Below are 13,972 nucleotides of genomic sequence, written 5' to 3' on the forward strand. Positions count from 1 at the left end.
GCCAGGACACAGGTCATCTCCTTGATGATGAGCAATGTGCCTATTAAAAAGTGTCCACCATGTCTCCGAACACCTGTCCACCATGTGTCCGGTACATACAGGGAGAGGGCTAGGGTGAGGGGCTTTTTTGATATTGATTGCTTAAATTTTCTCCTCCTGCTTCGTTTCTTCGAAAGGCTCATTGCGCGTGGGCGCGTGGGTATTGCAGAGCGGGGCCTCTTTGCGCGGTGTTTTGCGCACGGTGCTTGATCCGCTCTTTGGCATGTCGATCAGGAGCGAGCGTGATTATTTCCAGACAGTTAACCGGGCTGACGTTGGCTGGCGTGTTGCTGGGCTTGAGTTGTTCAGTCCATGCGTTGAGCCCGCCAGTTGAGGCGAGTGCGGATATTCGCCGGACCGCTTTTGGTGTGCCGCATATTCGCGCGCAGGACGAGCGGGGGCTCGGGTTCGGGATTGGTTATGCGTATGCGCAGGACAATCTATGTCTGCTGGCCAATGAGATCGTTACAGTCAATGGTCAGCGTTCGAAGTATTTCGGGCCGGATCAGTTCACGGTCGAGCAACGGGAAAACCGGGTCAGCGATGTGTTTTTCACTTGGCTGAATACGCCACAGGCGGTTGAACGCTTCTGGCAGGCGCAACCTGCGACAGTGCGTGATCTGGTCGAGGGCTATGCCGCCGGCTACAACCGCTATCTGGCCGAACGTCGCAAGCAGGGTTTGCCGCCGCAGTGTCAGGGGGAATGGGTGCGGGATATCGCGCCGCAGGATCTGGTCAAGCTCACCCGGCGGCTGTTGGTCGAGGGCGGGGTCGGGCAGTTTGCCGAAGCCCTGGCCGGCGCCACCGCGCCGCAAGCGACGGCTGACATTCGCCAGGACTTGCAGGCTTATCGCCTGGCCGAAGCCCGTCAGCAACGTTTCGCCCTGGATCGCGGCAGTAACGCCGTGGCCGTGGGCAGTGAGCGCTCGTTCAACGGCCGTGGGATGCTGCTGGCCAACCCGCATTTCCCGTGGGTCGGCGGCATGCGTTTTTATCAGATGCACCTGACCATTCCCGGCAAGCTCGACGTCATGGGCGCAGCGTTACCGGGGCTGCCGATGATCAATATTGGATTCAACCAGCATCTGGCCTGGACGCACACGGTCGACTCGTCGAAACACTTCACGCTGTACCGTCTGCAGCTTGACCCAAAGGATCCGACGCGTTATCTGCTGGATGGCCAGTCGGTGCCGATGCACAAGCAGGCCGTGACCGTGCAGGTCAAACAGGCCGACGGCCAGGTCGTACCGGTTGCCAAGGATATCTACAGCTCACAGTTCGGGCCGGTCGTGCAGTGGCCGGGCAAGCTGGATTGGGACCATCAATACGCCTATAGCTTGCGCGATGCCAACCTCGAGAATGATCGCGTACTGAAACAATGGTATGCGATGAATCAAGCCTCGACGCTGCGGCAGTTGCAGGATTCGGTGCACAAGATTCAGGGCATCCCTTGGGTCAACACGCTGGCCGTCGATGACCAGGGCCAGACGCTGTACATGAATCTGTCGGTGGTGCCCAACGTCAACGCCGAGAAACTGGCCAAGTGCAGTGATCCTCGAATCGGCACGCAAATGATCGTGCTCGACGGTTCCAGCAGTGACTGTGCCTGGGACATCGATCCGCGAGCCGCGCAGCAGGGTATCTACGCGGCCAGCCAATTGCCGCAACTGCTGCGCAAGGACTTCGTTCAGCACTCCAACGACTCGGCGTGGCTGGCCAATCCAGCGCAACCGCTCACCGGTTTCTCGCCGCTGATCAGTCAGGACGGTCAACCGTTGGGCTTGCGCTCGCGTTTCGCCCTCGACCGCCTGGGTGTGCTGAGCAAAGGTCCGCTGGCAATCAAGGATCTGCAACAGATGGTGATGGATGACCAGGTGTATCTGGCGACTCAGGTCCTGCCGGATCTGCTCAAGTTCTGCAGCGCTGACGTTGGCGCCGACGCGCAGGCAGTGAAACCGGTCTGTGCCAGCCTCAAGGCGTGGGACGGCCGGGCGAATCTGGACTCGGGCGTGGGGCTGGTGCACTTCCAGAACATCATGCAGACGTTGCAGTCCATGCCGGATGTCTGGCGCGTCGGCTTCGATCCGAAGAACCCGTTACAGACGCCGCGCGGTCTGGCGGTCGATCAACCGGCAGTGGCCAAGGCACTGCGCGAGGCGATGCTGGCGTCGCTGGAAACGAGCACGAAAATGGGCCTCGATGCGAAAACCCGCTGGGGTGATATCCAGGTGGTCAGCAGCGGCGGGCGGCAAACGCCGATTCATGGCGGGCCGGGTACGCTGGGTATTTACAACGCGATGCAGAGCGTGCCGCGCGATGACGGCAAACTCGAAGTGGTCAGTGGCACCAGCTATCTGCAAGTGGTGAGCTTCGATGACAAGGGACCGCACGCTCAAGGGCTGCTGGCGTTCTCGTTGTCGAGCGATCCGGCCTCGAAGTACTCACGGGACCAGACTGAAGCGTTTTCGAAGAAGCAGTGGAGCGTGTTGCCGTTCACTGAACAGCAAATCCAGGCAGACCCGCAATATCAGGTGCAGACCGTTCGCGAGACGCTGGACAAGGCAGGGAAGGTGGCCGCTCAGTAATCCGCAATTCGAAGTGCTGCAAATGGAGGCCGCATCCCGCAAGGGACGCGGCCTTCAGCTTTTCGGCGGTTGTTGCGGTATCGAGTTGATCACCGGATTGCCTTCCTTGTTGCGCGTCAGGTAGACGGGCAGTACCTTGGGCAGGCTGTCGGGCAAGTTGTTCAGCGCTTTGATGCTATAGATGCCACCCACGCGAATGGAGCCGGTTCGCGTGTCAGCCAGTTCCAGTGGCTTGTTCAGATAGCGGTTGATCATTGGTAACGCTTCGCTCAACGCGAGATTGTCCAGCACCAGCCTGCCATCGCGCCAGGTCAACGAGGTGTCGCTGGGGTAGGTCTGGCTGATCTGCGGCATGTAATCGCCGTGCTGGTAACGCGCCTGCATCGACGGGCCAAGGCGCAAACCGTCGCCCGGTAATGATCGATTGCTGGTGACCAGCACCGAACCTTCGACGAGGTTCACGCGCACCTGATCCTGATACATCCAGACATTGAAGCGCGTGCCGGTGACGCGAATCTCGCCTTCGCCTGCACGCACCACAAACGGGTGCGATACATCGTGGCTGACGGTAAAGAACGCCTCACCGTGTTTGAGGGTGACGCGCCGCTCGTCCTTATAATTGCTGAACGTCAGGTCGGTGTTCAGGTTGAGTTCCAACTGACTGCCGTCGCTGAGGGTGACCTGGCGGATTTCGTCCGTAGCGACGAAGTGCTGATAGCTGTTGGGCAGCCAGCCCAGATTCCAGCCCGAATACGCCGCCAGCGGCAGCGCGAGGGCACAGACACCTGCGGCAACCGCGAATTGGCGCCACGGCCGCGAAGTTTTCGCCACAGGCCTGACCGGCACAGATTCCGGGCGCGGCAGGTGTCCGGCCACGTCCCAGATTTCCAGCATGGCTTGGTATTCGAACGCATGCAGAGGGTGCGCGTCATGCCATTGCTGGAAGTCGCGCTGCTCTTCGGCTGTGCAGTCGGCAGCGTGCACGCGCATGCACCAATGCGCGGCGGCATCGGTGATCGCATCGTATTCGGCTTCCGAAAAGGTGTCTTGGGTCATGGACTCGTCCTGATTTCGCACATTCTAACCTTCTCGGGAAGTGGCCGAGAACTGCGGTCATGGCATTTACCCATCAAAGTGGAACTTATTTTTCGCCCAGGCACCCAAAAAACAGGACGCCAATGACCACTATCCATAAATGGAGTGAAAAAATGATCAAACACACATTTGCCGCATTGATTGCCACTGCCGCTTTGCTCAGCACAGGGGCAGCAATGGCCGACAAGCCGGGAGCGGGCTGGATTACCATCGAAAAAGCCATCGAGATTGCCAGGACCAAAGCAGGCTACGTCGAAGTCTACGAGATCGGCGCCGACAATGACGGGTACTGGGAAGGGGAAGGGCGCAAGGCGGACGGCGTCGTCTACGAGTTCCGCATCGACGGCGCCTCGGGCAATGTATTGCGCGATCAAAAAGACTGAATCCGACTGCCGCCGATTATGCCGAAGGCCAGTTGGTCTGGCTTGAGGTTGGCGCGGGCGACGGGATGGGCGTCGGCAACGGGTCGAGTTGCCGGCCCATTTCGCTGATCAGCCAGGCGATCGAATCGGCATTGGCCATCATTACTTCAATTCGGGCATCTGCCGACACTCTACTTCTAAACGCATTGCGCGCATCAGCGAGGTTTTGGGTTTTCGTCAGAGCAAAGAGTTTGTCCAGTACCTTGACTCGCTTGGGCAGTGTGTCCAGATCGACCCAGGCCCCGTTGTCATCGATATCCAGGAACAATTGCGCGGCCGGCGTGGAGCGGGAAAAGGTTCTGCGCAAGCGATCCATTGTGGCTTTGAGTAATTGTCCGTTTGCGGTGGTTGTATTGATCAGATCAGGAAACGGTGCCAATGCTTCCACCGAACCATAGTCCTCGGTTTTGAACAGCAGATGCGAAAGTTCGTGAATCAGTGTTACCGCGCGGGCGTGTGAATCCACGTTGAACCGCGCAGGCAAGTAAGGCGTGTATGCGTCCAGGCCAGGATTGAAGAACAGCTCGGTCAGGTGGACAATTTTGCGCTTGTCCTCATTGAAAACGAAGGCGACCGTATTGTCGCCGTACTTCGCATTCAAACCCGCGAAAAAGCGCTCTGTGTAGAGCAGGTCATCTTTGGGATCGGTCAACTCACGGCACAGCGGGATAATCACCTCCTCGATTTTTCTTAACAACGATGGCGTTATCTGTGTGACCTCGAACACATCCCTGAATATGCGTTCCAGCCGGGTGCCACCCAGGTTTTCGCGATGAATGACGTAGTTATGCAGGCAATTGAGCGCGTAAGTGCGTGCGCGCACGACCGCTTGCTGAATGACGAACGCGCGGGCGGGATAACGTTTGTTGATCTGCGCCATTCCCTTGGCCTGAATACGCATGACATATGAGCGGCTGCGTTCGACATCGGCTTGCTCGCGGTCGCGTTGCTTTGATCGACAGCGATGAACACGCGTGCTGCGACGGGCAACCACCAGTCTGTCGTTTTTTTGCTCAAGCTCCGGTCCTTGTCCGTCTTCCTTATGGTGCAAGTACCAGGTTGTTTCGGATTGACTGACCGGGTAGACCTTGCCGGCGATCGCCGCGTATTTTTCTGTGCCGGAAGCATTTCGATACACCAGTTTGTTGGCTTCAAGGGTCAAGTCTTTTAGCGCGGTGCTGGATTCAAACGACTGCAAATGCAGCCGGGAAGGCGTGACGGGAGAAACCTTGTTCCAGCGCGGTGCAGCTTTGACCGTGGTTTTGCTGGAGGTCGAGGTCGTCGGTGTCACGGACTCGGAGGCAAATTCCTCGGTGGCTTCTTCAACGTCGGTTTCCCACGACAACTGGCCGAGACTGAACAGGGAAATCGCCCCGCTGATAAAACTTTTCAACGCGTTCGACCAATGGTGCTGCTGCAAGTCTTCGGCGGAGTCCTTGAAGTCGTTGTAGCTTTGCCACAGATAAAACAACGAGGCGAGTCTGCCCGGTAACAAATGGGGGACGAGTTGCACACCGTGGCTGAACAGGAATTTCGCCGCTTCCCAGTCCGATTGCGCGTCGATTTGAGCCTGGCAACCGAGCAGTCGCGGCACCAGGCCGAGGGTGTCCTTATGCAGTTGCTCCAGCAAATTGCCACCGATGGGTGTGCTTTGCAGGGTGATTTCGCTGACGGTCCCAAGGGTGGTTTGCAGCAGGTTCCTGAACACGGCCTGATGTGCGGAGGGCAAGCGGCGGATCAGCAAATCCTGAAAATACCCAGGCGAATTCAACTCTGCGATCAACTGCGCTTGATCTTCGAACTCACGAAAGACGAACCGCGAGTAAGGCGCGTAGAGCACACAGGGCCCTGTCTGTCCGACGCCGGGGCCGATGACATACAGGCCGAGTGCATCGACGGCGTCGGTTCCGGTGGTCTTGATCAACGACAGCGGACTGACCACGGCGTGCGCCTGCGCCACAGTGGCGCGTGCGATGGCGTCGGGCATGTCCAGAACCTGACTGATCAAGTCGTAGCCAGTGTCGGAGAGTTGCTGTTGCAACTTCAGTGAGTGCGCTTGCTGCATCAAGTGCCAGGGCAACTGGCGCAGAAAGCGTTCTTTACTGACACGCGCCGACGCTGTGTCAGCGCTCAGTGCATCGCTGACTTTGCGTGTGTAAGTGGTCGTTATTTCCAGCGATTGCAGCAATTGCTCGACCGCCGACTGATCGAATTTCGCCGGTAACGGCGTGGCGCTGAGCGAGGCGACCTTGAACCCGGTGCCTTGCCCGACGTTGTAATGTCGCAAGGCAAAATCGAGCAGATGGCAGGCGGGCCCGGCCAATGTCAGATTCGGCGTGACCAGGATGTCCTCTGGCTTGAGCCCGTTGTCGGGGTATCGGGTGTCGAGTAGCGTCTTCAGCATCTGCGCTACGTAAGTGGGCAAGGCGGGCACGTCGTCAAGAAAGTCCTTGCCATCGATAAAGCTGCAACGCAGTTCATCAAGCAGCGCAATATGCGTGGTCTGCTCTGCGACCGGTGCCATGTGTAACCAATCGGGATAGTCCCGCTGACGGGCCAGGGCCTTGGCGAGCTCGATGGCTCGACCGAGGTTGGTGTTGATGCCAGTATTTTTCATGTGGTCGAGAAAACGATCAAGCGTGTCCCTGTCCGTGATGCACTTGCGCAGAGTCTGGCAATGGTCGAGGAAATGCCCGATGGCCGAACTCATGCGATCGCTCGCCACGCTGCCGTCAATCAACTGGAAGCTGCCGAGCGTGCAAGACTCGTCCAGCCTCTGCTGCGCGATAGGCAGGTTCTCCAGCAGCGACTGGCACTGGTTGTTGTCGTTGAGGCGGTCCTGCAGGGTTTTTTGCGCAAAGGCGATATCGTCGAACGTCTCCAGGCCGGTGGCCGGCGTCCACAAAATTGCGCGACCGGAATGCGCAACGTCCAGGCCGCCGCGTTCGGTCAACAGAACGCAGTGGGCGAGCGCCATCGTGGTCTGGTCGGGACCGGTCAGTGTGAGCGACCATGCATCGGGACGGAAACCGTTGAGCGATTGGCGCTCCATACGTGTCGGGCGCCTGGGGTCGAACACCGTGTCGACAATGGCCCGCTCGACTGCCAGCCAGCTACCGCTGAGCTGGTTGATATGGGCCTCGGCGCGAATACCGTCTTCAAACGCCTTCGCCAGTTTCCACAGAATGCTTCGCAGAAACTCCGCTTGTTTGGCGTTGTTATCGCTTGGCTGAGCGCGAAAATTGCTGCTGAGGTTGTCCTCCTCACGCTCGAGCTTCAACACCAGTTGCGCGACTCTGTCAGCCTGGACAACTGAAGAAGGCGGCGTGCTGGAAAACAGCGGTCGGGTGCTCCAGCGCTCGTTGACCTCGAGCTTGAGCAAGCGCTCATGAAGCATCGAGCGGATATCCAGCGCTTTGTCGAACAGCGCATGAATGTCGGTGGAGGACTCGCTCTGTCGAAAACACAGCAGGGCGAATTCGACGTTCTGGCGTTGCTTGGTCAGGATCGCTTCGAACAGCGTCGCGATGATATCGCCGCCGATGTGTTCGCCGAATACCTGGGGGGCGACGAAACCCAGATAGCGGTTACGTTCTTCAAGACTCATGAGGCCGTACAGCTCGTCTTCATGGCCGCTGGCATCGAGCTTGGCGGTCAGCGTTCGTTTGAGGTGAGCGTAATCGTCGAGTACTTGCAGGCCTTGGGTGGGGGTGTAGAGGTAGGCATTGTCGTGTTTGATCATCAATGAGCCGGCCAATTCCACCGAGGCCGCCCCATCGCGCACGCATACCGTTTCGAACGTGGGCCGGCGCACCGCCGTGTCCAGCTCGCGGATCAAACTGTGCACGGCCTCGAACTCCTTGGCACTGAGAATGTTTGTTTCACGCTTGATCATCAGCTCCGCACGTGTCTGATCCTTCAGCGTCTGGCGCAAGAATGCGCGTCTTGGCGAGCCTTCGAAGGAGGGCGCATTCCAGTAAGCCTCCAGCTGTCGAAACAGCAGCATGGTCAGCTTTCCCGATGCGTAATTGAGCGCGTCTGCCCAGGCCTTCTGGTCGTTATCGTCACTGGAGCGGGCGGGGTGCGAGAATTCGGCTGACTGACCACGCGGCCAGCCCTGACGACGAAAATGCACCAGCAGTGCCTCACTCAACGACAGTGAATGTGTCCGTTGCCGGCGATTGCCGGCGGTGGCGGAATACAGGCTGACGCGGGTCTGCGACTGCTGCAGCCCGGCAAAATGCGCGGCCAGCAGTTCGGCGAGAATCTTGTCCAGCAGCGTCGTCAGGGACGGCAGTCGTTTAAGCTCATCAAGCACATCGCGCATGCAAGTATTGCGGGCGTTGTCGATTGCGGATTGCTGATCCAGGAAAACGTCGCCGTCGATCGTTTCGCGGGTAAAGGTGATATCGCGTTTCTCCACCAACTCTTTGCGCAGGGATACGCTGATGAAGGCCAGCAGATCATCGTGTTCATCTGCCTCGTCGAGCCGCGTTTGCAAGGCCTCGGTCAGTGCGTCTTCATCGCTGTACTTTTTCAGGCCGTCATAAGGTGTATAGAGAAACACGCCGCCGTCATCCGGGCCGGCGCTCAGGATAAAGCTCCCGGCCAGGGGTACGGCCAATTGCTTGTCGGCGTTGAGCAGAATGCGTTTAGCGAGCATCGGGGGCGTCTGTTCCTTGCGCAGGGCGTGTGTCGCCAACTGCACATGGGCAAGCCAATCGAAGTCTTTGCTGTTCAAACCGTGCGTTTTGCCAAGTTCGGCATGCAGACCGGTGGATTGCAGAATTTCGGGAAAAAGCAGGGGGGCTGTGGTGCTGGACATCGTCATAGCTCTAAGCGGAAGCCGTGGGCAGGGACCTCACGATAAGTACGCCACTCGACGCATTGGCGGTACAGGGTTACCGCACCCACCGCGTTGAAACCTGTCACGCACGTGCGCGCGTCATCGCTGAATCAGCCAAGGGTTGACAGCCGACCGCTGCGCCATGGTTAATCGCTGGGCAAGTCGTCCGTACGCTGTTGTTCCCTCCAATAATCATTCTGGAGCTTCAGATGTCTGCGCCACACGATCATGTGTCCTCCGCTGTCTCGTCGTCTTCGTCGTTGTCGCTCGAAGCGCTGACGCAATTGCTTGAAACGATTTTTTTGCGCCACGGCACCTCCGTTGACGTCGCCCGGGTGCTCGCCGCCAACTGTGCAGCGGCCGAGCGCGACGGCGCGCACAGTCATGGCGTGTTCAGGATTCCCGGATACGTGTCGACGCTGCAAAGCGGCTGGGTCAATGGCCACGCCGTGCCTGAAGTTGAAGACGTCGCCGCCGGGTTCGTTCGCGTCGACGCCGGCAACGGGTTCGCCCAGCCGGCATTGGCAGCGGCGCGCCCATTGCTGGTGGAGAAGGCCCGCCACGCCGGGATCGCCGTGCTGGCGATCCGTAACTCGCACCACTTCGCCGCGTTGTGGCCGGATGTCGAACCCTTCGCCGATGAAGGGCTGGTGGCGCTCAGCGTGGTCAACAGCATGACCTGCGTCGTCCCCCACGGCGCCGACCGCCCACTGTTCGGCACCAACCCGATCGCCTTCGCCGCCCCCCGCGTTGGCGCCGCACCGATCGTCTTCGACATGGCCACCAGCGCCATCGCTCATGGCGACGTGCAGATCGCCGCCCGCAAAGGCGAACGCCTGCCACCCGGCATGGGCGTCGACAGCCTCGGCCAACCAACCCAAGACCCCAAAGCCATCCTCGAAGGCGGAGCGCTCCTGCCATTTGGCGGCCACAAAGGCTCGGCATTGTCGATGATGGTCGAACTGCTGGCAGCGGCACTGACTGGCGGCAACTTCTCCTTCGAATTCGACTGGTCCAACCACCCCGGCGCAAAAACTCCGTGGACCGGCCAACTGCTCATCGTCATCGACCCCAGCAAAGCCGCCGGCCAGAGCTTCGCCGAACGCAGCGGCGAACTGGTCCGCCAGATGCACAGCGTCGGCCTCAAACGCCTGCCGGGCGACCGCCGGCATGGGCAGCGCAGCCGCTCACTGGCTGAAGGCATCGTGATGGATGCGCAGACGCTGGAGCAATTGCGCGAATTGGCCACAGAGTAAGTCAAGATCAAAAGCCCCTCACCCTAGCCCTCTCCCGGAGGGAGAGGGAACTGACCGTGGTGAATGAGAAAGGTACGCCGACCTGAAATACCGAGTCGTACACAAATATCGAAGCCAACGCAGATCGGCTCCCTCTCCAGGGCAGAGGGCTGGGGTGAGGGGCGAATCCATCGAAAATTTCAAGCCATGCGGCGCTTCTAACCCACTCAACAATGAGCGTTAGCTCGAGTGCCCTTGATCTTGATCTTGCCTAACCAGCGACATCGGAAGGAACCCGAGCCTGCGAGGGCCGTATGCAGGAGCAAGCCTTTTCGGTTACCTTTTCGGCGTCTGGAAAAGGTGACTCGCCGTAAGGGCGAAACAACCTGGTCGGCCCAGAGGCCGCCAAATCCAAAAACCAAACACAAAAAAAAGCGAACCCAAAGGTCCGCTTTTTTCCAAATCAAAAAAACCTCAACGTCGGCCAAGCAACAACCCCACCACCAAGCCGAACCCTGCCGAAATCGCCACCGTCTGCCAAGGATGCCCGCCAATATACGTCTCGGTCGCCTCGACCGCCGGCTTGGTCCGATCCCGCACACTCGACACCGAATCCAGCGCCTGCTGCAATTTCAGCGCGATTTGACCACGCAGCGTCTCCGCTTCCTCGCCCACCAGTGAAGCACTGCTCTTGAGCAGCTTGTCCGACTCTTCAATCAGCGCCTGAAGTTCGCTGAACGCCTGATCCTTGATTTGCTCTTCAGCGGCTTGCACGGCAGATTTGCGGGCCATGGGTGACTCCTTGCAGATGAATGGACAGTGAGCAATGGAGTATGGCGCAACGCAAAAAGTTGCACGCCAACGCTCCACAAAGAAAATCCTGCGCCGGAGTTTTCGGTCGAGCGTGTAAGATGTCGCCATTTTACGCAGCAGGATAATTCCCCATGAGTTTCAATCTGGCCGACAAATCACTCGCAGAGCGCGCCGCGCTGGAAGATGAGAAATCCCGTCTGTTCGAACTCTGGCAGAACAATCTGGGCAAAGCCAAAGGCGAGGCTGCGCGGTTGTTCGGCGAGCGCGCCAAGCGCAAGGGCAAGTGGGCCGAGTGGGTCCGCGCGGAACTCGACGGCATGTCGCCGCCTGAATTCGCCAACATGGTCCGTAGTGAAGTCAACCGATTGATGGCCGCGAACAAGTAACGTTCAGTTGAAGGCCGCGGCAATCACCTCGCGAACCTTGACCAACAGCGGATCGATCTGCGTGCTGGTACGCCAGCCCAGTTCGATCGGGTAACGTGGCAATGGCAGCGGGCAGGGCAGCAACGCCAGGCCGCTGAGCGCCGCGATACTTTCGGCGGCATGCGCCGGGATCGTCGCCACCGCACGGCTGCCCTTGAGCAGCCAGGGCAGCGCGGCGAAATGCGTGGTCGACGCGCAGACCCGGCGACTCAAGCCCACGGCCGCCAGCCCTTCATCGGTGATGCCGATAAAACCGCCGGACGACACCAGAATGTGCTCACGGGCGACAAACTCTTCCAGCCCGATCTGCGCCTGACCGGGCGCAAGGCTCGACGGGTCGACCAGGCACGCATAAGCTCCTTCGCCCAGCACTTGCCGGCTGAGCAGGCGCTCGGCAAAACCGCCAGCGGTGATCGCCAGATCGATGCTGCGCTCCATCAGCGCACGGGCGACGATCTGGCTGTGGGTCTGGCGGAATATCAGGCGCAACTTCGGCAGGCTGCGGGCAACTTCTTCGATCAGACGCCGACCGTAGGCAATCTCGAAATCATCGGAAAGCCCGATTGTCACCGAGCGTCCGTCGTATTGATTGGCCGCCGGGTCGACCATCGCCAGGCTTTGCCGACATTTATTCAACGCTTCGCTGACCACCGGTTTCAATTGATTGGCCTTAAGGGTTGGGGCGAGGCCGCGCCCGGTGCGCACGAACAATTGATCGCCATACACCTCGCGTAACCGGCGCAGCGCTGCACTCACGGCTGATTGGGTGACGCCCAGACGCAGCGCGGCGCGGCTGGCGCTGGATTCTTCGTGCAGCGCTTCGAAGACTTTCAGCAGATTGAGGTCGACGTTGGCGATATTCATTTGGCTCATATCATTCAGCAGTGATCGGGGCTTTATTGATGATCGCGTGGCGCCGCAGAATCGGCAACTACTGAACCTGACGGAGTTACTTCAATGCCCAAATCCATTGTCGCTGCGCTGCAAATCGGCTCATTGCCCGCCGGCAAACAAGCCACCCTTGATCAGATTCTGAGTTGGGAAGCCGCGATCAGCGAATCTGGCGCGGCGCTGGTGGTCATGCCCGAAGCGTTGCTCGGCGGTTACCCGAAAGGTGAGGGCTTCGGCACGCAACTGGGCTATCGCCTGCCCGAGGGCCGCGAAGCCTACGCCCGCTACTTCGCCAATGCGATTGACGTGCCGGGCGCAGAAACCGAGGCGCTCGCCGGACTGTCCGCGCGCACCGGGGCCAATCTGGTGATCGGCGTGATCGAGCGCGCGGGCAGCACCTTGTATTGCACCGCCCTGTATTTCGACCCGCAGGCCGGGCTGCTCGGCAAGCACCGCAAACTGATGCCGACCGGCACTGAACGGCTGATCTGGGGCAAGGGCGACGGCTCGACCTTACCAGTGTTCGACACCCAGGTCGGCAAGCTCGGCGCGGTGGTGTGCTGGGAAAACATGATGCCGCTGCTGCGCACGGCCATGTACGCCAAAGGCATCGAGGTCTGGTGCGCGCCGACGGTGGACGAGCGCGAGATGTGGCAAGTGAGCATGCGCCACATCGCCCATGAAGGCCGATGCTTTGTGGTCAGCGCCTGCCAGGTCCAGGCCTCGCCGTACGAACTGGGCGTGGACATCGCCAACTGGCCGGCGGACCGCCCGCTGATTGCCGGCGGCAGCGTGATTGTCGGGCCGATGGGTGATGTGCTGGCAGGACCGTTACGCGGCGAAGCGGGGCTGCTCACCGCAGAAATCGATACCGATGAACTGATTCGCGCACGTTACGACTACGACGTGGTCGGCCACTATGCACGGCCGGATGTGTTCGAGTTATCCGTCGATGAACGCGCCAAACCCGGAGTGCGCTTCAACAATTGACTGCCGGCATACTCAAAATCCGGTGGGAGCGAGCCTGCTCGCGAATGCGTCAGCACATCCAACACATACGTTGCCTGACACCCCGCTTTCGCGAGCAGGCTCGCTCCCACAGGCGTTGGGGCTTTCGTTACCACGTTGCGGCACTCGCCTTGGGTAAGCTCAACGTGCCGCTGTCCACAAAACGCAGGGTGCCGAACAGCCCCCCGGCAAGTTTCCCGCGCAGGATGTAAGGCAGGTTATCCAGGGTTTGGGTCTGGCTCAGGCCCAGGGTCTGGCGCAGGACCGAGAAAGCGGAAATGCTCACCGGCACGCTGACGATGGTTTCGGAAAAGCGCGGGATCGAACCGCTTTGATCGCTCACGCCGGAGGCCAGTGAATGGCCGTTGACGTCCAGATCGAGGGCGATGCCGTTGTAGTCGATGGCGGTTTCGTTGGGATTCTGTACGCGCAGTTTGATCGCGAAGCGTACTTCCAGATCCTGGCTCGGCAACGGTTCGAGGCCGACCACGTTGATATTGACCGGATCTCGATTGGGGAACAGCGCACAGGCGCTCAGAGATAACAGCAGCAGCGACAGAATCAGGGCGTGAAGGCGGCGCATAAACGGTCTCTCGAAAAAAGGGCTGAACCG

At 59.6% G+C, this 13,972-nt stretch carries 10 protein-coding genes; 5 read left to right on the forward strand and 5 right to left on the reverse strand.

All coding sequences use genetic code 11. The features are described from left to right. The first annotated feature begins 281 nt into the window (after positions 1–281). Positions 282–2,624, forward strand: a complete 2,343-nt coding sequence (locus V6F91_RS05180; protein WP_332762886.1) for an acylase — start codon at positions 282–284, stop codon at positions 2,622–2,624. A gap of 54 nt (positions 2,625–2,678) precedes the next feature. On the opposite strand, the gene V6F91_RS05185 is transcribed toward V6F91_RS05180, so the two are convergent. Then, entirely contained in the window at positions 2,679–3,680 is a 1,002-nt protein-coding gene (locus V6F91_RS05185) for a FecR family protein (protein WP_332762887.1), read from the reverse strand. 152 nt (positions 3,681–3,832) lie between these two features. Here V6F91_RS05185 and V6F91_RS05190 point away from each other — a divergent pair, with 152 nt between their 5' ends. Next, on the forward strand, positions 3,833–4,102 hold the full coding sequence (locus V6F91_RS05190) for a PepSY domain-containing protein (RefSeq protein WP_332762888.1): 270 nt from the start codon (positions 3,833–3,835) through the stop codon (positions 4,100–4,102). Between the two features lie 16 nt (positions 4,103–4,118). Here V6F91_RS05190 and V6F91_RS05195 read toward each other — a convergent pair whose 3' ends face one another. Continuing rightward, positions 4,119–8,966, reverse strand: a complete 4,848-nt coding sequence (locus V6F91_RS05195) for a dermonecrotic toxin domain-containing protein (RefSeq protein WP_332762889.1) — start codon at positions 8,964–8,966, stop codon at positions 4,119–4,121. Positions 8,967–9,196: 230 nt separating this feature from the next. Between V6F91_RS05195 and V6F91_RS05200 the strand changes: the two genes are divergently transcribed. Continuing rightward, on the forward strand, positions 9,197–10,243 hold the full coding sequence (locus tag V6F91_RS05200) for an Ldh family oxidoreductase (RefSeq protein ID WP_332762890.1): 1,047 nt from the start codon (positions 9,197–9,199) through the stop codon (positions 10,241–10,243). A 453-nt stretch (positions 10,244–10,696) separates the two neighbouring features. Here V6F91_RS05200 and V6F91_RS05205 read toward each other — a convergent pair whose 3' ends face one another. Then, positions 10,697–11,014, reverse strand: a complete 318-nt coding sequence (locus tag V6F91_RS05205) for a DUF883 family protein (protein WP_093101352.1) — start codon at positions 11,012–11,014, stop codon at positions 10,697–10,699. Positions 11,015–11,166: 152 nt separating this feature from the next. On the opposite strand from V6F91_RS05205, the gene V6F91_RS05210 reads away from it, so the two are divergent. Continuing rightward, complete coding sequence (locus V6F91_RS05210; protein ID WP_038363082.1) at positions 11,167–11,421, forward strand: hypothetical protein; 255 nt, start codon at positions 11,167–11,169, stop codon at positions 11,419–11,421. A 3-nt stretch (positions 11,422–11,424) separates the two neighbouring features. On the opposite strand, the gene V6F91_RS05215 is transcribed toward V6F91_RS05210, so the two are convergent. Beyond that, positions 11,425–12,333, reverse strand: coding sequence for a LysR family transcriptional regulator (locus V6F91_RS05215; RefSeq protein WP_332762891.1), 909 nt, complete (start codon positions 12,331–12,333; stop codon positions 11,425–11,427). Between the two features lie 84 nt (positions 12,334–12,417). On the opposite strand from V6F91_RS05215, the gene V6F91_RS05220 reads away from it, so the two are divergent. Continuing rightward, a complete protein-coding gene (locus V6F91_RS05220) occupies positions 12,418–13,341 on the forward strand; it encodes a carbon-nitrogen hydrolase family protein (RefSeq protein WP_332762892.1) in 924 nt (307 codons plus the stop codon). A gap of 127 nt (positions 13,342–13,468) precedes the next feature. On the opposite strand, the gene V6F91_RS05225 is transcribed toward V6F91_RS05220, so the two are convergent. After that, positions 13,469–13,942, reverse strand: a complete 474-nt coding sequence (locus V6F91_RS05225; protein WP_332762893.1) for an LEA type 2 family protein — start codon at positions 13,940–13,942, stop codon at positions 13,469–13,471. Between the last annotated feature and the right edge of the window lie 30 nt (positions 13,943–13,972).

The sequence above is a fragment of the Pseudomonas koreensis genome (assembly GCF_036668835.1).
In the GTDB taxonomy this organism is placed as follows: Bacteria; Pseudomonadota; Gammaproteobacteria; order Pseudomonadales; family Pseudomonadaceae; genus Aquipseudomonas; species Aquipseudomonas koreensis_I.

What these genes read in the sequence shown, in the direction of transcription:
- V6F91_RS05195 (WP_332762889.1), bottom strand. Translation starts at nt 8,966, where the DNA reads ATGTCCAGCACCACAGCCCCCCTGCTTTTTCCCGAAATTCTGCAATCC.
- V6F91_RS05220 (WP_332762892.1), top strand. Translation starts at nt 12,418, where the DNA reads ATGCCCAAATCCATTGTCGCTGCGCTGCAAATCGGCTCATTGCCCGCC.
- V6F91_RS05225 (WP_332762893.1), bottom strand. Translation starts at nt 13,942, where the DNA reads ATGCGCCGCCTTCACGCCCTGATTCTGTCGCTGCTGCTGTTATCTCTG.
- V6F91_RS05200 (WP_332762890.1), top strand. Translation starts at nt 9,197, where the DNA reads ATGTCTGCGCCACACGATCATGTGTCCTCCGCTGTCTCGTCGTCTTCG.
- V6F91_RS05215 (WP_332762891.1), bottom strand. Translation starts at nt 12,333, where the DNA reads ATGAGCCAAATGAATATCGCCAACGTCGACCTCAATCTGCTGAAAGTC.
- V6F91_RS05205 (WP_093101352.1), bottom strand. Translation starts at nt 11,014, where the DNA reads ATGGCCCGCAAATCTGCCGTGCAAGCCGCTGAAGAGCAAATCAAGGAT.
- V6F91_RS05190 (WP_332762888.1), top strand. Translation starts at nt 3,833, where the DNA reads ATGATCAAACACACATTTGCCGCATTGATTGCCACTGCCGCTTTGCTC.
- V6F91_RS05210 (WP_038363082.1), top strand. Translation starts at nt 11,167, where the DNA reads ATGAGTTTCAATCTGGCCGACAAATCACTCGCAGAGCGCGCCGCGCTG.
- V6F91_RS05185 (WP_332762887.1), bottom strand. Translation starts at nt 3,680, where the DNA reads ATGACCCAAGACACCTTTTCGGAAGCCGAATACGATGCGATCACCGAT.